The 22,320-nt window shown below is 59.2% G+C and carries 19 protein-coding genes; all 19 read right to left on the bottom strand.

Translation table 11 applies throughout. The annotated features are described in order from the left end of the window. Positions 1-2: 2 nt before the first annotated feature. The 19 genes from fliI to flgH all read right to left on the bottom strand — a co-directional run bounded on the left by fliI (position 3) and on the right by flgH (position 22,302). Positions 3-1,361 (bottom strand): flagellar protein export ATPase FliI, encoded by a 1,359-nt coding sequence (gene fliI, locus ACMXYJ_RS09780; protein ID WP_140681978.1) that lies wholly within the window; start codon positions 1,359-1,361, stop codon positions 3-5. Further along, the gene (gene fliH, locus ACMXYJ_RS09775; RefSeq protein ID WP_415759637.1) at positions 1,351-2,160 is read right to left on the bottom strand and encodes a flagellar assembly protein FliH; all 810 of its coding nucleotides are present in this window, start codon (positions 2,158-2,160) and stop codon (positions 1,351-1,353) included. Before fliH ends, fliI begins: the two co-directional genes overlap by 11 nt. A gap of 7 nt (positions 2,161-2,167) precedes the next feature. Next, positions 2,168-3,187 (bottom strand): flagellar motor switch protein FliG, encoded by a 1,020-nt coding sequence (gene fliG, locus ACMXYJ_RS09770; RefSeq protein ID WP_007948903.1) that lies wholly within the window; start codon positions 3,185-3,187, stop codon positions 2,168-2,170. Further along, positions 3,180-4,964: a flagellar basal-body MS-ring/collar protein FliF gene (gene fliF / locus ACMXYJ_RS09765; RefSeq protein WP_415759636.1), complete on the bottom strand. Its 1,785-nt coding sequence runs from the start codon at positions 4,962-4,964 to the stop codon at positions 3,180-3,182. Before fliF ends, fliG begins: the two co-directional genes overlap by 8 nt. A 14-nt stretch (positions 4,965-4,978) precedes the next feature. Continuing rightward, the gene (gene fliE / locus ACMXYJ_RS09760; protein ID WP_415759635.1) at positions 4,979-5,308 is read right to left on the bottom strand and encodes a flagellar hook-basal body complex protein FliE; all 330 of its coding nucleotides are present in this window, start codon (positions 5,306-5,308) and stop codon (positions 4,979-4,981) included. 183 nt (positions 5,309-5,491) lie between these two features. After that, positions 5,492-6,877 (bottom strand): sigma-54-dependent response regulator transcription factor FleR, encoded by a 1,386-nt coding sequence (gene fleR / locus ACMXYJ_RS09755; protein WP_415759634.1) that lies wholly within the window; start codon positions 6,875-6,877, stop codon positions 5,492-5,494. A 5-nt stretch (positions 6,878-6,882) separates the two neighbouring features. Beyond that, a complete protein-coding gene (locus ACMXYJ_RS09750; RefSeq protein ID WP_415760701.1) occupies positions 6,883-8,088 on the bottom strand; it encodes a sensor histidine kinase in 1,206 nt (401 codons plus the stop codon). A 128-nt stretch (positions 8,089-8,216) separates the two neighbouring features. Next, a complete protein-coding gene (locus ACMXYJ_RS09745; protein WP_192406794.1) occupies positions 8,217-9,692 on the bottom strand; it encodes a sigma-54 dependent transcriptional regulator in 1,476 nt (491 codons plus the stop codon). A 170-nt stretch (positions 9,693-9,862) separates the two neighbouring features. Continuing rightward, a complete protein-coding gene (gene fliT / locus ACMXYJ_RS09740) occupies positions 9,863-10,159 on the bottom strand; it encodes a flagellar protein FliT (RefSeq protein WP_415759633.1) in 297 nt (98 codons plus the stop codon). Positions 10,160-10,183: 24 nt separating this feature from the next. Next, complete coding sequence (gene fliS, locus ACMXYJ_RS09735; RefSeq protein ID WP_415759632.1) at positions 10,184-10,573, bottom strand: flagellar export chaperone FliS; 390 nt, start codon at positions 10,571-10,573, stop codon at positions 10,184-10,186. Between the two features lie 151 nt (positions 10,574-10,724). Further along, positions 10,725-12,122, bottom strand: coding sequence for a flagellar filament capping protein FliD (gene fliD, locus ACMXYJ_RS09730; RefSeq protein ID WP_415759631.1), 1,398 nt, complete (start codon positions 12,120-12,122; stop codon positions 10,725-10,727). 81 nt (positions 12,123-12,203) lie between these two features. Further along, positions 12,204-12,554 (bottom strand): flagellar protein FlaG, encoded by a 351-nt coding sequence (locus tag ACMXYJ_RS09725; RefSeq protein ID WP_415759630.1) that lies wholly within the window; start codon positions 12,552-12,554, stop codon positions 12,204-12,206. Between the two features lie 73 nt (positions 12,555-12,627). Beyond that, positions 12,628-14,052 carry a flagellin gene (locus ACMXYJ_RS09720; protein ID WP_415759629.1) on the bottom strand — a complete coding sequence of 475 codons (1,425 nt, stop codon included), beginning with the start codon at positions 14,050-14,052 and terminating at the stop codon, positions 12,628-12,630. A gap of 252 nt (positions 14,053-14,304) precedes the next feature. Beyond that, a complete protein-coding gene (locus tag ACMXYJ_RS09715) occupies positions 14,305-15,234 on the bottom strand; it encodes a ketoacyl-ACP synthase III (protein ID WP_415759628.1) in 930 nt (309 codons plus the stop codon). Positions 15,235-15,544: 310 nt separating this feature from the next. Continuing rightward, positions 15,545-17,131, bottom strand: a complete 1,587-nt coding sequence (locus ACMXYJ_RS09710) for a flagellar hook-associated protein 3 (RefSeq protein WP_415759627.1) — start codon at positions 17,129-17,131, stop codon at positions 15,545-15,547. Between the two features lie 13 nt (positions 17,132-17,144). Further along, complete coding sequence (flgK, locus tag ACMXYJ_RS09705; RefSeq protein ID WP_415759626.1) at positions 17,145-19,154, bottom strand: flagellar hook-associated protein FlgK; 2,010 nt, start codon at positions 19,152-19,154, stop codon at positions 17,145-17,147. A 23-nt stretch (positions 19,155-19,177) separates the two neighbouring features. Next, entirely contained in the window at positions 19,178-20,479 is a 1,302-nt protein-coding gene (flgJ, locus tag ACMXYJ_RS09700) for a flagellar assembly peptidoglycan hydrolase FlgJ (protein ID WP_415759625.1), read from the bottom strand. An 11-nt stretch (positions 20,480-20,490) separates the two neighbouring features. Then, a complete protein-coding gene (locus tag ACMXYJ_RS09695; protein WP_056742131.1) occupies positions 20,491-21,579 on the bottom strand; it encodes a flagellar basal body P-ring protein FlgI in 1,089 nt (362 codons plus the stop codon). A 27-nt stretch (positions 21,580-21,606) separates the two neighbouring features. Beyond that, positions 21,607-22,302, bottom strand: a complete 696-nt coding sequence (gene flgH / locus ACMXYJ_RS09690; RefSeq protein ID WP_309677797.1) for a flagellar basal body L-ring protein FlgH — start codon at positions 22,300-22,302, stop codon at positions 21,607-21,609. Between the last annotated feature and the right edge of the window lie 18 nt (positions 22,303-22,320).

The raw sequence follows: 22,320 nt of genomic DNA, 5'->3' as shown, positions 1-22,320 counted from the left end.
GGTTAGCCGCCGGCCGCGGGAGCGAAAATCGTGCCGAGATAGGCTTCGCTTTCGCCCAGGCCGATGCTGTCGTTCAGGCCCTGGCGCAGGTATTTCACCAGCTGCGGTTGCAGGGAGATCGCCAGGTCGGTTTCCCGATCACCACCGGCCACATAGGCGCCGACGCTGATCAAGTCACGACTCTGCTGATAACGCGACCACAGTTGCTTGAAATACTGGGCGCGCATCATGTGTTCGGGCGTAACCACCGACGGCATGACCCGGCTGATGGACGCTTCGATATCGATGGCCGGGTAATGACCTTCCTCGGCCAAGCGCCGGGACAGCACGATGTGCCCGTCGAGCACGCCTCGCGCGGCGTCGGCAATCGGGTCCTGCTGGTCATCGCCTTCGGACAGTACGGTGTAGAACGCGGTGATCGAACCGCCGCCCTTCTCCGCGTTACCGGCCCGCTCCACCAGTTTCGGCAGTTTGGCGAACACCGACGGCGGATAACCCTTGGTCGCCGGCGGCTCGCCAATGGCCAGGGCGATTTCCCGCTGGGCCTGGGCGAAACGGGTCAGGGAGTCCATGAGCAACAGGACGTTCTTGCCCTTGTCGCGGAAATACTCGGCGATTCGCGTGCAGTACATCGCCGCGCGCAGACGCATCAGCGGCGCATCGTCCGCCGGGGACGCCACCACCACCGAACGCTTGAGGCCTTCTTCACCGAGGATGTGCTCGATGAATTCTTTAACTTCACGACCCCGCTCACCGATCAGCCCAACGACGATGATGTCGGCCTCGGTGAAGCGGGTCATCATGCCTAGCAGCACACTCTTGCCCACGCCCGTACCGGCGAACAGGCCAAGACGCTGACCGCGACCGACCGTCAACAATCCGTTGATGCTGCGAATGCCCACGTCCAGCGGCTCGCTGATCGGTTCGCGCTTGAGCGGGTTGATGGTCGGGCCGTCCATCGGCACCCAATCTTCGGCCTTCATTCCGCCCTTGCCGTCCAGCGCGCGACCGGCGCCATCGAGCACCCGCCCGAGCATGCTCATGCCCATTGGCAGACGGCCGGTATCAGCCAGAGGAACCACACGGGCACCGGGAGCGATGCCGGCAACACTGCCGACTGGCATCAGAAACACCTTGCTGCCGGAGAAGCCCATGACTTCGGCTTCGACCTGCACCGGGTGATAACTGTCGTCATTGATGACCATGCAGCGGCTGCCCATGGCGGCGCGCAAACCCTCGGCTTCGAGGGTCAGGCCGACCATGCGCAGCAAGCGGCCTTCAAGGATCGGCGCGCCTTCCAGCGCCGTGGCCTCGGCGTAGCTGCCGAGGCGCTTGGCGAAGCTGGTGCGATCAAGGCGCATCGGGAACGTCCAGCTCAGGCTCGACCGGCGAGACCGCTGGCTTGTCGCTGATCGGCAGTTCCAGGCTCAGATCCGGTTCGGCCGGGTGCAAGGCCTGTTCGTGCAATTGATCGAACAGCTTGTCCATGACCCGCGTAACGCGGGTTTCGACCGTGGCGTCGATACGACTGTGTTCTGTCTCGACCCGGCAACCGCCGGGCAACAAGGCCTCGTCCTCGACGATGCGCCAGGTTTCTTCATGGCGCTCGCGCAGGGCTTTGACCTGTTCGAAATCTTGCGGATTGATGTACAGCCGCACATTGCCCACGCCCAGCGGCAAGAGCTTGAGGGCTTCACGCATCACGTGCTCGATCTGCGTCGAGTCGATGGCGAGTTCGCGCTGAATCACCTGTTTGGTGATGTGCTGCACGAGGTCGACCAGGGACTTTTCGATCAAGGTGTCCTGCTCGGCGATAGGCTCAAACAGATGCCCCATCAATTGCTCCAGAGCGGCAATCTTGGCAGCCAGCGCCACCTCGGCTTCCTGACGGACCTTGAGCGTGGTGCTGTGGAAACCTTCTTTTTCGCCCGTGGCGAAGCCTTCGTTGTAGGCCTCCTGGCGAATGCTTTCGAGTTCTTCGAGGGTCAGTGGCTGGACTTCATCCAGTGGCACTTCTTCCATTTCCGGCGGCTCGGGTTCCGGCTCAGGCTCGGGTTCCGGCACGAACGGATCGAAACTGGGCAGCGACCAGACGTCGAAACCACCGACGTCCTTGCCACGGATCAGGTCGGTGTTGGACTCATCATGTTTGGACGACATAGTGGCCTTAGATCATCTCTTCGCCGCCCTTCCCGCCGAGAACGATTTCTCCGGCTTCGGCCATACGGCGGGCAATGGTGAGGATTTCTTTCTGCGCCGTTTCCACGTCGCTGACGCGCACCGGGCCTTTGGCCTCGAGGTCGTCGCGCAACAGTTCGGCCGCCCGCTTGGACATGTTCTTGAAGATCTTCTCTTTGACGCCTTCGTCCGAACCCTTGAGGGCCAGCACCAACACGTCGGAAGACACTTCGCGCAGCAACGCCTGAATGCCGCGATCGTCGACATCGGACAGGTTGTTGAACACGAACATGAGGTCTTCGATCTGACCGGACAGGTCTTCGTCGACTTCGCGGATCGAGTCCATCAGCTGACCTTCGATCGAGCTGTCGAGGAAGTTCATAATGTCCGCCGCGCGCTTGATGCCACCCAAGGTGGTGCGCGAGGCATTCGAGTTGCCGGAGAACTGCTTCTCGAGAATCTGGTTGAGTTCTTTCAGGGCTGCTGGCTGCACAGTGTTCAGCGAGGAGACCCGCAGAATAATGTCCAGTCGCACCTTGTGGTCGAAGTTGCCGAGCACTTCGCCGGCCTGGTCCGGATCGAGATACGCCACCACGATCGCCTGGATCTGCGGGTGCTCGTAACGGATCACGTCGGCGACGGCGCGCGGTTCCATCCACTTCAGGCTGTCGAGGCCACTGGTGTTGCCGCCCAGCAGGATGCGGTCGATCAGGCCGTTGGCCTTGTCTTCGCCCAGGGCCTGGGTGAGCATTTTGCGCACGTAGTCGTCGGAGCCGACGCCGAGGCTGGTCTGGTCGCCGACGATGTCGACGAACTCACTCATCACCTGCTCGACCTGCTCGCGGTGCACGTTACCCATCTGGGCCATGGCCACACCCACACGCTGGACCTCTTTGGGCCCCATGTGGCGCAGCACTTGGGCGGCATCGGTCGAACCCAGGGACAGCAGCAGGATCGCGGCTTTGTCGACCTTGGACAGTTTGGCGGCAACGGCTCGGTTATCACTCATCTGCGTTAATCCACTCTTTCACGACCTGGGCCACACGACCCGGATCTTCTGCCACCAGACTCTTGATTGCGTTCAACTGTGCGTCATACCCTTCGCTCGGGCTCGGCAGCAGAATGCTGGTCGGGCCACCGAGACTGACGCGGTCGTTGGCCAGTTCGCCGTCCAGGCCGCCCATGCCACCCAGCTCGACGTCGCTGCCGATGCCCAGCTGTTTGTCTTTGCCGCCACCGGTGATGTTGTTGAGCACCGGACGCAGCACACCGAACACCAGCACCAGGATGAACAAGACACCCAGCACTTGCTTGACGATGTCCCAGAACCACGGCTGGGAGTAGAACGGAATTTCGGCAATCACTTCACCGCGCTCGGCGGAGAACGGCATGTTGATCACGCTGACGCTGTCGCCACGACTGGCGTCGAAGCCGACGGCATCCTGCACCAGGCGAGTGAAGCGCGCCAATTCATCGGCGGTCCACGGCGCACGAGTGGTTTCACCGTTGGCCGCGTTGATCTTGACCTGGTCATCCACCACCACCGACACCGAGAGCCGATTCAAACGGCCCTGCTGTTGTTTGGTGTGACTGATGGAGCGGTCGAGTTCGAAGTTCTTGGTGGATTGTTGACGCTTGTCCGCCGGGTACGGTGCAAGCATAGGCTGGCCGGTGGCCGGGTCCATGATTTGCTGACCGTTGGCATCCAGCAGTGGCTGGCCTGGCTGCACCATGCCGGCCGACGCGGTAGCGCCACCGGTGGTTTGCGGCGCAGAAGCCGGCGCGGGTGGCTGATTGCTCAGGGCACCCGGCACACCTTGCGGGCCATTGCTGGCGGTGCGTTGCTCGGACGTTGATTGCTCACTGCGCAACGCCGGTTGGTCCGGGTTGAACTGCTCGGAGGTCGACTCGACGGCACTGAAATCCACATCGGCCGACACTTCGGCTTTATAGCGATCGTTGCCCAGCACCGGTTGCAGAATGTTGTGCACGCGCTGGGTCAGCATGCTTTCCATGCGACGGCTGTAATCGAATTGCTTGCCGGCCATGGTCAGTTCGGAATTTTCCGCCTGATCCGACAGCAGGTTGCCCTTCTGGTCGACGACAGTGATCTGGGATTTGCTGAGCTCGGGAACGCTGGTGGCCACCAGGTTGATGATCGCCAGTACCTGACCCGGCTCCAGCGAACGACCGGAATACAGCTCCACCAAAACCGAGGCGCTCGGCTTGCGCTCGTCGCGTACGAACACCGAACTTTTCGGAATCGCCAGATGCACGCGGGCACCCTTGACGTTGTTCAGGCTGGAAATGGTGCGGGCCAGTTCGCCTTCGAGACCGCGACGATAACGGGTCGCTTCCATGAACTGGCTGGTGCCCAGGCCCTGGTCCTTGTCGAGAATTTCAAAACCGATGTTGCCGTCGCTGGGAGTGACACCAGCGCCCGCGAGTTTGATTCGCGCACGGGACAGGTCATCGGCCTTGACCAGCAAGGCACCGGAGTTCGGTTCAACGGTATAGGGAATGTCGGCTGCGGCCAGGGTATCCATGACCTGTTTGGCGTCCATACCGGCAAGACTGCCGTAAAGAGGCCGGTAGTCCGGCTGCTGGGACCACAACACCACGGCAAAGCCAATCGCCACGCTCGCAGCCAGGCCGACCAACAGGCCCACCTGACGCAACATGGTCATCTCGGAGAGGTTTTCCAGGAAGGACAACCCGAACAGCGGCGGCTTGCCGTCTATTGGAGTGGCCTTGGCCGGAACATTATCGGCGACTGCTTCTGCCATGACTCAAATCGTCCTTAAACCGGCATCTGCATGATGTCTTGGTATGCCTGAACCAGCTTGTTGCGTACTTGGGTCAACGCTTGAAAAGACACGCTGGCCTTCTGCGAGGAAATCATCACGTCCGTCAGGTCGACGCCACTCTTGCCGATCTCGAAGGCACTGGCCAACTGACTGGACGCCTGCTGCGTCTCGCTCACTTTATTGACGGCCTGACCGAGCATGTCGGAAAAGCTGCTGCCACCCAGTTGAGGGACTGCGGCAGTCGATTTCGACGCAGACATAGCATCCATTTGCATGGAGCGCATATCCAACATCAATCGATTAAATTCAATACCTTGGCTCATGGTTTCTCTCTTTGACGAGCTACGTCTTTGGCGACCCGCGATTTTTTTGACACTCACTCGGCGGGTAGTGAGGTGTTAGCAACAAGGGTGCCAGCTCCGTGACCGCTTCAAACAAAAGCCCAGTCTTTCAAGTCGTAATGCAATTCGCAGCAGCTGGCGAAGCCAACTGCTACCAAAATCGAATCAGGTGGCGAACAAATAAGCTTCCACGTCCATTCCGGCATCACGCATCTGTGCCAGCTTGTAGCGCAGGGTGCGCGGGCTGATGCCCAAGCGCTCGGCGGCCTCTTTGCGACGACCGCGCTCGGAGCGCAAGGTGTCGATGATCATCTGGAATTCACGGCGACGCAGATCATCACCCAGTGCCCCGGCCGACTCGGATTCGACCTCGACGATTCGCACGGACGCTGGCGCCAAGGCTGGCAAAGGCGCACAGGCGACCGGCCCGGCCAGACAAAAATCCTCAGGCTGTATCAATCCACCCTGCTGCAGGATCAGCGCCCGCTGAATCGCGTTATCCAGCTCACGCACATTACCCGGCCATGGATAACCGATCAGGCACGCCTGAGCCTCAGGCGAAAGCCTTGCCGCGGCATGCTTCATTTTATTGACGTACTTGGCCAGAAGACGCTCGGCCAATGGCAGGATGTCGGCGGTACGTTCGCGCAACGGACGCCAGGCCAGCGGAAACACCGACAGGCGATAGTAAAGGTCTTCACGAAAACGTCCCGCTGCCACTTCACCGGCCAGGTCACGGTTGGTGGTTGCCACGACCCGAATATCCAGCGTGATCGGCTTGCGTGCGCCGACTCGCTCGACTTCGCGCTCCTGTAAAACTCGCAGCAACTTGGCCTGGAGCCCGAGAGGCATTTCGGAAATTTCGTCGAGCAGGATGGTCCCGCCATCAGCCTGTTCGAACTTGCCGGCCTGCGCCGCGATGGCGCCGGTGAACGAGCCCTTTTCATGACCAAACAACGTGGCTTCGAGCATGTTGTCGGGGATGGCTGCGCAGTTGATCGCAATGAAAGGCTGACTGGCACGATGGGAATGCTGATGAATATAACGCGCCAGCACTTCCTTGCCGGTCCCGGACTCACCGGAGATCAACACCGTGGAATCACTGCGCGCCACCCGTGCGGCCAATTCCAGCAATTGCGCACTGGCCGGCTCAAACGCTACAGGGCCCTCGCCCTCGGTCGCACCGAGACTGCCCAGCGCATGACGCGCCACCAGATCGAGCAAGGCTTTGGGCTCGAACGGCTTGACCAGATAATCCGCTGCGCCCTGACGCATCGCATCGACTGCCCGCTCTACGGCGCCGTGAGCCGTCATCAACAACACCGGCAGCTGCGGTTGACGAGCCCGCAGCAATCCAAGCAGCTGATGACCGTCCATGCCCGGCATGTTGACGTCACTCAGCACCAGGTTGAACGCCTCATTACCGACCGCCGTCAGCGCTTCTTCTGCCGAGCCTACCGCCGTGTAGTCGTGCCCCGCGAGCAGCAGCGTATCCGCCAGTGCTTCGCGTAGCGCGCGGTCATCCTCGACCAGTAAAACCTTGATTGCCATGTCCTTCACTCCGCTCCCTGAGCGTGGGGCTTTTCACCGGAAAAAAGCGGCAGGATGACCTGCGCGCAAGTGCCGCGACCCAGCCGCGAGCGTAGCTGCAATTCTCCCTGATGAGCACGAGCCACTGCCTTGACCACGGTCAGGCCAAGGCCGGTCCCGGTGGTCTTAGTGGTAAAAAACGGCTCGCCGAGTCGTGCCAGCACTTTCGTATCGATGCCACTGCCGCTGTCACTGACCGATACGCGCAGGTTGTTGTCACGGGTATACAGGTGGACCTTCAAGCGGACGTCACCGCCACTGGCCTGGATGGCGTTCTCGATCAGGTTCAGGATCGCCCCGACCAGCGTGTCGCGATTGCACAACAACTCGCCCGAATGACTGTCGCATTGCCAGCGAATCGGCAGGTCCTGCACATGGGTCAATGCGGCCGCCTGCAGTGACTGCATCAGCACTTTGGGTGTGACGCGATCGGTCAGCGGCAGCTCGCCGCGCGCAAACACCAGCATGTCGCGAACCTGATGCTCCAACTCATGCAGACGTTCTTTCAGGCGCCCGGCAAAACGCTGTTGGGTCTCGACCGGCAACGCTTGCTCAGTCAAATGACTGGCGTAGAGCAAGGCGGCGGACAAGGGGGTACGAATCTGATGAGCCAGCGAAGCGACCATTCGGCCGAGGGACGACAGACGTTCGTGGCGGGCCAACTGATCTTGCAGATGACGGGTTTCAGTCAGGTCATTGAGCAACACCAACTGACCAGGCTCGGCATCCAGCGAGCGAGTGGAGATCGACAAACGCCGACCGTCCTTGAGCGATATTTCGTGACCGTCGTCTTCACGGGGCGCAAAGCAGCGGGCAATGACATGACGCCACAGCTCGCCTTCGAGGGGCAGACCGAGCAGTTCGCAGGCAGCGGGGTTGGCTTCGCGCACGATGCCTTGGGCGTCGATGACGATGACGCCGCCGGGCAACAGATCCAGGAGGTTTTGTAGCCGGTTGGCCAGGCGTTCTTTTTCCGCCAGCTCCTGCATGCGCTGAGCGCTGACCACCGCCAGCTCACCCTTGAGCTCGGTGACCCGGGCTTCGAGCATGCTGTAGGAATCGGTCAATTGGCTCGACATCTGGTTGAACAGCGCAAACGCCTGCTCAAGGCCAAGCCGGCTCGCCTGCTCTACGGACGACGGTTGTCCCGAAGTGTCGGGGACAGGAGACATCTGGGCGGCTTGGGGCATTGTGCTCTCTCGCTTGGCTGACCGTCAGTTAAACGGAACGTTGCGAGGGATGTAGCAATACCCGTGCCTAAAAAAAACCGCTTACAAATGAAGGACTTGAAAAACAGGCGTCAATCATCCGCCTGTTCATCTCCGTCACGACGGCTCATGCCGTACTTGCGCATCTTTTCCACCAGCGTGGTGCGACGAATACGCAGCCGTTCGGCGGCGCGCGCCACGATGCCATTGGCATCATCCAGCGCCTGCTGAATCAGCCCTTGTTCCAGACCACCAAGGTAGTCCTTCAGGTCCAGGCCTTCTGGCGGCAGCATGGCACCGGCCGAGAAATCCGGGGTGTGACCGTTGATAGCCACGCGCTCTTCAAGATCGCTGCGAAAGCTGTCGACCAGTTGCTCGTCTTCATCATCGACGTAACGGAATTTCTTCGGCAGCTCGACCACGCCGATCACCCCGTACGGATGCATGATCGCCATGCGCTCCACCAGGTTGGCGAGCTCGCGGACATTGCCCGGCCAGCCGTGGCGGCACAGCGACATGATCGCCGCGGAGTTGAAACGGATCGAGCCACGCTTCTCGTGCTCCATGCGCGAGATCAACTCGTTCATCAGCAGTGGAATGTCTTCGACACGTTCGCGCAGTGGCGCCATCTCGATCGGGAACACGTTCAGCCGGTAGTACAAGTCTTCGCGGAAGGTACCGATCTCGATCATGCTTTCGAGATTCTTGTGAGTTGCCGCGATGATCCGCACATCGACGCTCTGGGTCTTGTTGCTGCCCACGCGCTCGAAAGTGCGTTCCTGCAATACGCGCAGCAACTTGACCTGCATCGGTAACGGCATGTCGCCGATTTCATCGAGGAACAGCGTGCCGCCATTGGCCAGTTCGAAACGCCCGGCGCGGCTGGTGATTGCCCCGGTGAAGGCGCCCTTCTCGTGGCCAAACAGTTCGCTTTCCAGCAACTCGGCCGGGATCGCCCCGCAGTTGACCGGTACGAACGGCGCGTCACGACGCTTGGAGTGATAGTGCAGGTTGCGCGCGACCACTTCCTTGCCGGTCCCGGACTCACCGAGGATCAGCACACTGGCGTCGGTGTCGGCGACTTGCTGCATCATCTGACGGACGTGTTGAATCGCCCGGCTGGTGCCGACAAGGCTGCGGAAAAGATTGGGTTCACGGTGACGGCCGCGCTCGCGGGCCTGGTCGTACATCTCGCGATAGACCTGGGCACGGTGCAGGGAGTCGAGCAATTTGCTGTAGCTGGGTGGCATTTCGAGGGTCGAAAGCACTCGGCGACGCTGGTCTTCAGGCAAGTCAACGGAAGAATTATCACCCATTAACAAAACCGGAAGGAACTCATCCCAGGTTGAGAGTGTCTTTAACAAGCCCACGAGTGCGCCAGGAGCATTGACCGTCCCGATGAGGACACAGATTACTTCACGACTTGATGACAATGAGCCGACAGCCTGCTGCCAGTCATGGCTACCGCAGGGTAAATTTTCTTCGCCAAGAAAATTTAAAATCACCGCCAAGTCGCGGCGGCGGACGCTATCGTCATCAATCAGCAGAATTTTGGTTTCACGCCACATGCAATAGCAACTTCCCTAGTCAACTCAATGCCCGAAATGAGGGGGCAAGCTAGACGCTTGCAGACACGTTGATGCCTGTAGACGCCTGAAATCTGGAATCAGCCACTAGTTAAGTCAAAAAACCGTGCACAGTCAAATTTATGGCGCACTATGTTTGGATTAACCGGGGATTAACCGAACAGATGGTAAACCTTTGCCGCGCTCTGTGCATGGGTGATCTGCGACATCTCGTCGACGATCGCTTGGCGCTCCCCCATCGTGGCCGTCAGCAACTCTTTGTAAACGGCCAGCAAGCCTTCAAGATTAGTGCGCAATGCTTCCTCATCGATAGGTGCCTCGCTGAGCACCTCGTCGACGCATTCGCGGCAAGCCACGTCCAGCTCACCGATCGCATCCCAGTTGCGTGCCGCCAGGGCATCGACCAGGGCTTCGCGTGTCTCTTCAATCCGCTGCAGTGCTTGACTCATAGCGCTATCCTCAGACCCGCAGGCCTATTGATTTGCAATTGCATCCCAGCCGCTTTTGAGGGTATCGAGCAGGCCCGAAATTTCGTCGATGATCGCTGCATCGTTGTTGCGGTTAGCTTCCATCAGCCGCGTCATCATATAGGCGTACAAGTTGTCGAGCTGCTGAAGCGAAGCCGGGTCTTCAGTCTTCTCCGGATTCAGACCGTCACGCAAGCCAATGATGATGTCCACGGCCTTGCCGAGCATCAATCCCTTGAGTGCGATGTCACCCCGCTCCATTGCGCCCTTGGCTTGAGCCATGCGATCCAGCCCGCCCTCCATAAGCAACTGCACCAGGCGATGGGGATTGGCTTCAGAGATCTGTGCATGGGAATTGACCTTCTGATATTGGCGAAGGGCTCTCATGGGATTCATGTTTCTACCTCGTGACAGGCACAACTAAAAAGGGTTTGCTCTGTTCTTTGTGTCGACAGCGTCGCAAAAAACTTTAACGCACGCCGTCCGCCAAAGAAAAAGCCCAGGCGCCTTGAGTGGCCGGCCTGGGTTTTTTCTATCGGTCATCCGATCAGTCAGACTTTGGGTTGTTGAGCGCGTTGAGCGTAGTCATGATGCTGTCACCCTGAGCTCTGAGCTTGGCCACCAAAGAGTCCATGTAGTTGTATTTGGCGCTCAGGCTAGTGGTCAGACTGACCATCCGTGCGTCCAGCGTGTCCTGCTGCTTTTTCAAGTCGTTCAGGCTATCGGACAAGGAGGTCGAACGGGCCGCAAAAACCCCCGTCTTCGTCTGCGCGAAACTGTCGGTTGCCTTCGTCAGGCGTGCCAGCAAACCGGTGTCGCCGGTAAAGATACTGTTGATGTCCGCAGCATTGGTGAGCACTGCCGCGTCCCACTTCTTGTCATCGATCGACAGCACGCCGGTCTTCTGGTCTGTCTGCACGCCGAACTGCGCCAACGCCTTCATCGGCCCCGAGCCCGACGATGCGTTCAACTCGTTGCGCACCGATGACAGCAGCGAGCGCAGCGAAGCGTCGCCGGTCAGGGCGCCGCTCGTCATCGAACCGTCAGGGTTCGTGGTCACCTGGGTTTCAGCATTCACCGCCTTGATCAAGGCGTTGTAGGTATCGACAAAGCCCTTGACCGAGGATTTCAAGGTCGAGCTACTGGCCGTGACCGAAATGGTGATCGGCGTAGCCGGTAGCGGTGTGCCGTCGGGCTTGGTCGGCACCGGCGAGGTCGACAGCAACTTGATGCTGACACCGCTCACCGCATCGGAGATCGTATTGCTTGTCGACTCCATCGGAAGACCGTCCAGCTTGTACTTGGCATTTGCCGGCGGAGTGATCACCGAAGTGCCAACCTCCAATCCGGAATCGCCCGACAGGGTCAAATCCGTTCCTACGCCAGTAACATTCGACGTCAGCACCAATCGCGAGCCGTTGGCATCGCTCAAGATGTTGGCGCTCAAACCCTGGTTGGCATACTGCGAATTGATCGAATCGCGCACCTGCTGCAACGTGGCATCAGGGGGAATACTGACACCATAGTTCTTGCCCGACTGCTGGATGGTCAGCGTGGTCGGGGCCGCGCCCGTATTAACGACAGTTTTGGAACCACCGGCAAACACTGGCGTGGAAATCTTCGACGCCGTGGCCAGACTTTCTACCACCAACGAAAAGTTGCCGGCCGCCGCGCCATTGCCCGTTGTAACCGTGGCGACTTTCTCATCCGAAGACGTACCCGCCAGCCCGCTGAAACTGGCCGTGGTGCCCATGGTCTTCAACGCACCGCGAAACGCCTCCAGCGCGGCCTGGATCTTACCGATAGACGACAGCGAGGTAGTGGCTTTCAGCGTCTGGTTGTTAATCTGCGTCTGCTTGGGCGCTTTCTCGGCAGCCACCAGGGACTGCACAATTTCCGCGGTCTTGATGTTCGAACCAATACCGGGAACCGATATACCTGCCATCATCCATCTCCTTTTGCAGTGGCTGTCGCTTTCTTGACGAAGAACGCCTCAGGCAGCGACAGCAACAAAATTCGTGCCAGCTCAGGCCTTGCCGTCAAACAGCAGGCTGCTGGCGTCCGTCAGGCTTTGCGCCAGTTTCAATGCAGCTTCCGAAGGGATCTGGCGAATCACGTCACCGGTTTCGGTGGCGATGACCTTGACCACGACCCGGCCGGAGGAATCATCAATGGAGAAATCCAGTTTGCGCTGGGCAGCCTGGACGAACTCCTGAATATCGGTCACCGCCTTTTCCAAGTCCGAACGCCTGGGCTCCGATACTTTCGGCACCTCAGCTTCAGCCTTGGGTTTCTCAGGGGTAACTGTGGCCGAGGGCGCCGTACTGTGCGCTGCAACAGCCGGATAAGACAGGTTCAACTTGACGCTCATGTCCATGCCAACTCTCCTCATCATGAAAAAACGAAAGGGCACGTAAACGCGCCCTTCCGTTATTTACCAAGCGCTGGAATTAACCGAGCAGCTTCAGTACAGCCGATGGCAGCTGGTTAGCCTGGGACAGGATCGCAGTGGAAGCCTGTTGCAGGGTTTGCTGCTTGGTCAGCTGAGCGGTTTCGGAGGCGAAGTCAACGTCCTGGATCACGCCACGAGCAGCCGTGGAGTTGTCCGAGATGCTGCGCAGGTTGGCCACGGTGCTGTCGAAACGGTTTTGTACCGCACCGAGGTCAGCACGCTGGGAGTCGATGTTGGCGATCGCTTGGGAGATCACGTCAACAGCGTCCTGAGCACTGGCTGCGGTGGACACATTGGTGTTGGAAACGTTGGTCTTGGTAGAGCTGACAGCAGCCGCACCGAACAACTGAGTACCAGTACCGCTGATCGAGTAGCCGCTGCTGGAGTTGAGCGAGATCGCACCCACTGCAACAATGTTGTCAGCAAGCACAGTAGCGTTGGCAGGAACGTACGCACCATCAGCACCCTTGGTGTTGATCTTGATACCGGCAACAGAGCCACCAGTGCCAGTGAACTTGATGTTTTCGCCCGCGTCGGATTTGATCGACAGGCTACCCAGCTTGGAATCATAGTTGACGCTGATACCCAACTTGGCAGCGTTGGACTTCAACTGTTCTGCCAAGTCAGCAGTGCTGGTCACGCCGACAAATTTAACCGACGCAGAACCTATGTCCATTGTGAAGTTGGCAGGAGCGCCAGGCTTGGTCACAGCAGCGTCGATAGTGAACTCAGCTTCAGTGCTCGCAGTGGCAGCCAAGCCGCCGACTGCGCCGTTCAGCTTGGAAGCAATAGAGCCAGCGGAGTCAGTGGTCAGGATAGCCACAGGCTTGCTTTGACCGCCACCGGTAACAGTGAGCGTATCTGCAGTAAAGCCAGCAGCCGGGACAATAGCGGTGCTCTTGAGTTGCTGAGAGCCGATGTTGTTAGCCGATACGTCACCCAGAGTCATGTTGATGGTCTGGTTAGCGTTGGCGCCAACTTGGAAAGAAGTAGTACCGAACGAACCGTCCAGCAGGTTACGACCACCGAAAGTAGTGGTGGTAGCGATACGGGTCAGCTCGGAGGTCAGAGCTGCGTATTCAGCGTTGTTCGACTTACGGTCGTCAGCGCTTGGCGAGCCGTTCGCGGAAGCCAGGGCCAGGGTACGCATTTTTTGCAGAATGTTGGTGGATTCCTGCATCGCGCCTTCAGCTGTTTGCGCGATGGAAATACCGTCACCGGCGTTCTTGATGGCAGTGCCCAGGCCGTTGATCTGGCTGGTCAGACGGTTGGAGATCTGCAGGCCAGCTGCGTCGTCTTTTGCACTGTTGATACGCAGGCCGGAAGACAGGCGTTGCATCGAGTTCTGCAGAGCGTTGGAAGCGTTGCTCAGGTTCTTCTGAACGTTCAGCGAAGCAAGGTTGGTGTTTACGGTTAAAGCCATGACGAAATCCTCGTTGGATGGATACTGCGGCTTCCGGCCCTGGCATCCGCCGGGTGTGGCCTAGAGAACCTACGTAATAGTTATCGTCGTGAAGAGGCTTTGCTTGAGGGGTTTTTTGCAAATTTTTAGTGGCAGCTTGCCAGCCCTTTAATTTCAAGGCTTTAGAGCCGGAAATTCGGCGCCAGTAAAACGCAAAACGCCCGGAGACTTTCGCCTCCGGGCGTTTTTATGTCAGCTACAAGGTGTATCCCGTCAGCCGCGAAAGAGAATCGCCGAACCCCACGACAGACCCACACCAAAACCGCTGATGGCCACACGCGTCCACTTCGAATCGAACACATGGTTCTGCAATAGCAGCGGAATGCTCGACGACACGGTGTTGCCGGTTTCCAGCATGTCCTTGATGAACTTCTCCGGCTCGCCCTCTTCAAAACGGCGCGCAACGGCATCGACAATCGCCGCGCTGCCCTGGTGAATGCAGAAGGCATCGATATCGCCAGCCTGCAAATTGGACTCCGCCAACAGCTCATGCAAATGCGCCGGGACTTTGAGCAAGGCAAAGTTGAAGACCTGACGGCCGTTCATGAAGAACACACCGTCGCTGACCTTAAGGTGCGGCGCGCCGGAACCGTCAGTGCCGAACTTCGATTTGCCCAGCTGCCAGACAGCGTTTTCGCCCATCCAGGTCGCGGTGGCGGCATCGCCGAACAGCATGGTGGTGTTGCGGTCTTCCGGGTCGACAATCTTCGAGTACGGATCAGCGGTTACCAGCAGGCCATTTTTCAGCCCCGTCGCTTCCATGAACCCCTTGAGGGCATAGATGCCGTAAACGTAACCAGAACAGCCCAGAGAGATATCAAAAGCGGCGACATGGGTTGGCAGACCCAGTTTGTCCTGAACGATTGCAGCGGTATGCGGCAAACCTTCTTCGTCACCGTTCTGGGTGACGACGATCAAGCAATCGATGGATTCACGTTTGAGTTCGGGACTGGCGGCGAACAGGGCATTGACTGCTTCGACGCACAGATCCGAAGTTTCCTGATCGGCACCCTTGCGCGGCAAAAACGCCGAGCCGATCTTGCCAAGAATGAAGGTTTCGTCCTTGTCGAACTTTGCACCCTGGGCGTAGTTGTCAACCCCGGCTGCCGGCACGTAACTCGCTATGTTTTTTATGCCAATCATTATGGCTTCCCAATAATAAACAGCTGAATATCGCCGCTCGCTGAATCGAGGGCGTCTACAGTCAGGGCTTGCCCCCAGAGGAGGCAACGTCGGGACTCAAGGATCACCTTGAGCAGGCCCCCACCTTCACCGCCCGCAGACAGGATACAGTGAAGATGCGCGTTTTGACTGGCGGGTCACTCAGAGATCAGTGCTTTATTTCATTTTGTGACCCCAGCTCAGTGCGGACCTGCCTCGATCTTCTCAAAAAAAACGCAAAAAAAAGCCAGCCCCTGATGACAGGGACTGGCCGCGAGCCGTCAAGACCGACTCAAAGCTTGTTGAACAGGCCCAACTGGGAAATCTTCGAGAACGCCAATTGGGCCGCCTGCAGCATGGTTTGCTGCAAGGTCAGGCGAGTCAGCACTTCAGCTGGATCGGTGTTCTTGATTCCGTTCTGCGTTGAATCGTTGATCAGGCTAGTGCTCTGGTTTTGTTCGGCCTGCATATCCATCACGTTACCCCGTGCACCGATAGCGCCACGGGCCAGATCGACCTGGTTCTTGGCGTTACCCAGGTTGGCAATGGCCGAAGCCACTGTGTCTTCCAGAAAGCGCTGCGCGGTCGGGTTGCCCTGGGTCGGCGAGTCAAGCGCCTGACGCAGCTGACTGATGGTATCCAGCACGTTCTGGGTCTGGTGTGTATTGACCGCGATGTCGAACTGATCACCCGCCGCCAATGGACCGCCACCGAAGGTGAAGCTCACACCGGCCGCTGTTGCCACGCCAGCTGTCACCGTTCCGGAGGTAACCGGCGTGCTGCTGCTGGTCAACGGGCGCGCGTACAGATCGAAGGTGCCCGGGCCGGTCATCTTCATGACCGCGCCGCCTTCAGGGAAAAAGCTCTTGTAATCGGCAGCGTTGGTCACCGAAGACTGCGTCATGACGGCCGTCGAAGCATTACCCGGCGCACGATTGGCAACGAAGCTGTCCGGCTTGGCCGTCAACTGGAAGCTATGACCGGCGATAACGGCATCGGCACTGGCGCTATCGGCCGGGGTGTCGCCTGCCTGGAAAGTGATATCCAGCTTGAAGGTGACGCCACGGAAGTTGACGTCGGAGCCGCCCTTCTCGCCCGGGTCGAACTTGCCGCCCCCCGTCGCCTCGGCAGTCACGTCATTGCCCAGGGCATCGGTGATCACGAACTGGGTGCTGCTGGTAAACGACATCGTATAAGGCTGACCACTGCGAAAACCTGCATCAAAAGCCGGGCCGGAACTCACCAGGCCTGGCGACAAGGCTACACGCCCGTCATTGACGGCCGGCGCGGTCATGGTGGTCGAACTTCGGGCGGCATTGATCGCCTGCTGGAACACATCCCAACCGGTATCGTTAAGACCCAGCGACATCGAGTCACCGATCTTCAATTGCAGCTGCGTCTGATCACCCTGATAGCTGTAGGTACTGTCGCTGTTGCGTGTAAAAGGCTGAGTATTGTTGCTGGCGCCGGAAAAGATGTACTTGCCGTTGGCATCCTTGCTGTTCATCAGGCTCAGCAGTTGTTCTTCAGCCTGACCGAGTTCTGCCGCAATGGATTTACGGTCGTCGTCGTTCAACGAGCCACCACCGGCACGTACCGCCAACTCGCTGACTTTTTGCAGCAAGTTGTTGATGCTGTCCAGCACGCTTTCTTCCTGCGCCTGAGCGGTGTTCAAGGCGCTGATGTTGGTGGTGTACTGACCCAGCATGGCTTTTTGCTGATCGAGTTGCAGCAAGCGGGCCGCACCGACCGGATCATCCGCCGCTGTCTCAAGCTTCACACCACTACTGGCCTGCTCGGCCGACTTCAGCAGGTTATTGAAGTTGCGCTGATAGTTGGCAGCCGTCGTCGCATAATACTGTGCAGTAGAAATACGCATGTTCTACGGCTCCTTAAAGGGCATTGATCAGAGTGCTGAAGATTTCCTGCGCAGTCTTGATGATCTGCGAAGAGGCCGAATAGTACTGCTGGTATTTGATCAGGTTACCGGTCTCTTCATCGAGGTCGACACCCGACAGCGAATCGCGAGAATCCCGGGCCTGGGTCAGGATGGCTCCAGTGGCAGTGGCATCCATTTGCCCCTGTTTGGTCATGGAGCCGACTGACGAGACCAGACCACCGTAGGCATCGGTGAAACTCACGCCCGGGCTGGTGGCGTTGGCGCCGACCGTGGCCTTGGTCTGCAGACCGAGCAGCGCCTGGGCGTTGCGGTTGTCAGTACTGCCGGGCGCCGTCATCGAGATATTGAAACTGTCGTCCTTGGCAGGGCTGCCGCTGACGGTCATTGCGACCTTGAAGGTTTTCGCAGCGCCCCCGGCGTCCGTGTAAGGCACCGAAATACTCAGATCGTTGTTCTGACCAGGCACGATGCTGCCGGTCCCGATGCTGGTGCCTTTGGCGTCGAACACCTCATAAGCGGTGCTGCTGGTCATGAGCAGGCGAACCGGCATCGCCGCCTTGACCGCCGTCTGTACTTCCAGGCGCTGCACCGGATCGTAGATATCCAGTGCAGTACTCAACGTTGGCTGGCTGACAGCACCGGTGCCGTCATTGCCCGAGGCCTTGGTGGATGTCAGCGGAGCGGCTGTGGCCAAGGTCTTGGCGTCAGTCATGACAGTGGCCATGTCCGCCGCGGAACTGCGTGTCGGGGTAATTTTGAAGGTATCGCCAGCGTTCACCGGGCCAGCGTTGAGGCTCAGGCTGAAGCCGTCAATGACCGGTGCCGGGGTAGCGCCCAGCGTGAAGCTGCCCATGTCGGAGTTGTCCGACAGACGACGCACGCTATAGCCCGTGGCGCTGGTGAAGGTCACCTGGTAATCGCTGGCCGCCAACTTGCTGGTGTCTTTGATGGTGACGTTGAGGTTGCCGGACGCCGGGTTGTTGTTGCCATTGGCGATACTGCGCTGGCTGATGGCCTTTAGGCTATTGATGTCGTTAAACAACGCCGAGCCGAAATTGCCGTTCTGATCCAGCCCCTGCCCCAACTGTTTGTTGACCTGATCGGCCACCACCATGGCGATGCGACCCAGGCCGTTGACGGCTGGCGTCAGCACGTCATCGCGGTAACGCAACAGGCCGCCCATCTCGCCGCCGCTGACCCGGGAAGTGATATCAATCGTCGAACTGCCGCGATCCATGATGATCGAGGACCGGGTAGGGTCATTCTTGTCAGCCTCCACGCGCAACGTATTGGCCGTATCACCGATGACCAGCGGCTGACCACTGCCCAGATAAATATCCAGCCTGCCGTTGGTTTCGGTGACCTGTGTGCCCACCAGCTCTGAGAGCTGGCGAACGGTCTCGTTGCGCTGGTCCAGCAGGTCGTTGGGCATACCGCCCGAACTACCGACCTCGCTGATTTTCTTGTTGTAGGCCGCAACAGTCGCCGCCAGCTTATTGACCTGATCAGCCATTGAGCCCAGCTGATCGTTGATGTACGTGCCTTGCTGATTCAATTGCTGGGAGATGGCATTGAAGCGACTGCTCAACCCTTGTGCATTGGTCAACAACGCTTGACGTGCAGCGCTGTCATTGGAGTTGGCGGACAGCGTTTGCAACGACGAGAAGAACGATTGCAGCGTTTTGGTAATACCGGTGCCGCTGTCGGACAACAGCTTGTCTACTTGCGTGGCTTGCCCCAGATACGCTTGCGCATCGCTATTGAGTGAAGTAGTGGTCTGCAACTGAGCATCGAGGTAACTGTTGTACACCCGACGAACATCGGCCAGGGTCGTGCCGGTACCGATGTAGACATTGCCGAACTGCTGCGAGGCTTTGGTGCCCTGCACGGTCTGCTGACGCGAGTAACCCGCGGTATCGACGTTGGCGATGTTATTGCCGGTAGTCAGCAATGAGGAATGGCCAGCAGCCAGCCCTGACATCCCGATATTGAGCAAACTCATGGTTCAGACCTTATAGCTTATGCCTATAGAGGCGTGGTGGTAGCGCCCGCCGCAGCGTAGTTCTGGTAACTCGTCATCTGCTTGGCTATCTGCGAAATCTTGCTTGCGTAGTTCGGGTCGGTTGCATAACCGGCCTTTTGCAACTCGCGCACAAACTGTTCTGCGTTATCGGCCGACTTCACAACATCTTGATAGCGATTGTTGGTTTGCAGCAGCGTCACAAGGTCATGAAAGCTGTCCTTGTAAGAGTCATAGGAACGGAACTGCGCCGTCTCCTTGACCATCTCGCCATTCCTGAATTCGCTGGTAATTGCCCGCGCCGATTCGCCCTTCCAACTGCTGCCGGCCTTGATGCCGAACAGGTTGTGGCTGCTGCTGCCATCCTGGGCGCGCATGACCGATTTACCCCAACCGGTTTCCAGGGCGGCCTGCGCCACCAGGTAACGGGGATCAACACCAATGCGTTCGGCGGCCTCTTTGGCCATCGGCAGCATGGTGTTGACGAATTCGTCGGCGGAACTGAACGCTTTCTTCGCCGGTGCCAGCGGTATTTGCGCCATGGCACGGCCATAAACCTGCAGACGCCCGCTGGATGTCGCATCCGTTTGCGAAGCCAGCCAATCGCCGTTGTATAGGGGACCGGCACCGGTCTTGGTGCTCTGCGGCATCTGGATATTGTTCTGCGCCGTCGCGGTGGTCGCGGCAGTGGTCGATGCCGACGGCACCAGCCCTGCGAGCAAGCGGTCGGCCAGTTTCGGCGGCAGCGCCAGGCGCCGCTGATTGATCAGCGCCATGTCATTGCGATGAGCGCCCTCGCCCGCGTTGGCTGGCGACTTCACCGAGCGCGAAGCCCACAGCGGACGCTCGCCATTGAGGCGCGACAGCGGCCCGTTGGTGCCGACCGTACCCGCGGCAATCGGGGTTTCCACGGCGGCTTTCGCGGCAGCTTGCTTGGCGGCTGACGCGGCAGCGGCCTCGCCCGGAGCCAGCGGTTTGTTCTTCGACATCTGACGCATCAGCACGTCAGCCAGACCAATACCACCTCCCTCGCGGGACATGGAAACGGCCAACTGCTGGTCGTACATTTCCTGGTACTGCTTGGCTGCCGGCGTGTTGAGCGGATTGTCCTGGCCCAGCGCGTCGGTGGCCGAGCGCATGGACTTGAGCATTTCACCGAGGAACAACGACTCGAATTCCTGCGCAACCTTGCGCATGTTCGCGTCACTGTCCTTGTCGCCGACCTTGAGCTGGTTCAAGCGATTCAGGTCCGAATAGGAACCCGAATCGTTGCTGCTGACCCCCAATCCGCCCTTGCGCATATCCATGGTCGCCGTCCTCAGATCACGATCAGGTCGGCTTGCAACGCGCCGGCCTGTTTCAGTGCTTCGAGGATGGCCATCAAGTCACCCGGCGCCGCGCCGACCTGGTTCACCGCACGCACGATTTCGTCGAGGGTGGTTCCCGGACCGAACTTGAACATCGGCTTGGCTTCCTGCTGGGCGTTGACCCGCGAGCGCGGCACGACCGCCGTCTGCCCATTGGACAGAGGACCGGGCTGGCTGACGATCGGGTCTTCGGTGATGGTCACGGTCAGGCTGCCGTGGGTCACGGCGGCCGGGGAAACCTTGACGTTCTGGCCGATCACGATGGTGCCGGTCCGCGAGTTGATGATGACTTTCGCCACCGCCTGACCCGGGTCGACTTCAAGGTTCTCGATGATCGACAAATAGTCGACGCGCTGACTCGGATCGAGTGGCGCACTGACGCGAATCGAACCGCCGTCGATGGCCTGGGCAACGCCAGGGCCGAGCATATTGTTGATCTTGTCGACGATGCGCTTGGCCGTGGTGAAGTCCGAACGATTGAGGTTCAGCGTCAAGCTGTTGCCCTGGTTGAAACCGCTCGGCACCGAACGCTCAACCGATGCACCGCCCGGGATACGACCGGCCGACGGAACGTTGACAGTGATCTTCGAACCGTCACGACCTTCAGCATCAAAACCGCCGACCACCAGGTTGCCCTGGGCGATCGCATAGACGTTGCCGTCGATCCCCTTGAGCGGCGTCAGCAGCAAGGTGCCGCCGCGCAGGCTCTTGGAGTTACCGATGGACGATACGGTAATGTCGACCTGTTGACCCGGCTTGGCGAACGCCGGCAAATCAGCACTGATCGACACCGCCGCGACGTTCTTCAACTGCACGTTGCCCGAACCCGGCGGCACCTTGATGCCGAACTGCGAGAGCATGTTGTTGAAGGTCTGCAGGGTGAACGGGGTTTGCGTCGTCTGGTCGCCGGTACCGTTAAGTCCTACCACCAGGCCGTAGCCGATCAATTGGTTGGAACGAACGCCGGAAATACTGGCGATGTCCTTCAGCCGCTCGGCTTGAGCGTTGAACGCTGCGGACAGCATCAGGGCGGCCACCATGAGGTGTTTAAGATTCAACGTGGCCACCTAGAAAGGGAACAGCGGGCTGAGGAAGAAACGGTCGAACCAGCCTGGCTGACTCGCATCGGCAAATGCACCGGTGCCCGAATAGGTGATGCGCGCATCGGCGACACGGGTCGACGACACAGTGTTATCGGTGGCGATGTCATCGGCGCGAACGAGCCCGGCAATCCGCACCAGCTCATCACCGGTGTTGAGGGTCAGCCACTTCTCGCCACGCACGGCGATGATGCCGTTGGGCAACACATCAGCGACGGTCACGGTGATCGAACCAGTCAGGCTGTTGCTCTGGCCGGACTTGCTGTCGCCCTTGGTTGCGCGGTCACCTTCGTAACCAACGTCCAGACTCAGGCTACCGCTGCCCACCGGATCACTGGTGCTCAGGCCGCCGCCGAAAAACGAGCTCAGGCCGATGTCGGTCTTGCTGTTCTTGGCCATTTGCGAATTGGCGTTCTTGCTGGCCTGGGTGCGTTCGTTCAGGGTGATGGTGATGATGTCACCGACCCGGAACGCCTTGCGGTCGCTGTACAGGTTCTGTTCGAAACCGGCCTGGTAGATCGAGCCGTTGTTGGCGGCAGCCGGCAATGGTGTGCGCGGCAACACCGGGGCGTAGTAAGGGTCATTGGGCTTGGGCGGCGGGGCAACGCAGCCCGCGAGCACGACGGCCCCACTCAGTGCCAGAACAGATACGAAGCGATTCATGACCCTACCTCACGGTGT

The sequence above is a fragment of the Pseudomonas arabinosi genome (assembly GCF_047758675.1).
Taxonomy (GTDB): Bacteria; Pseudomonadota; Gammaproteobacteria; order Pseudomonadales; family Pseudomonadaceae; genus Aquipseudomonas; species Aquipseudomonas arabinosi.
Note: the sequence above shows the minus strand (reverse complement) of the source record. Positions and strands in the feature narration are given on the sequence as shown.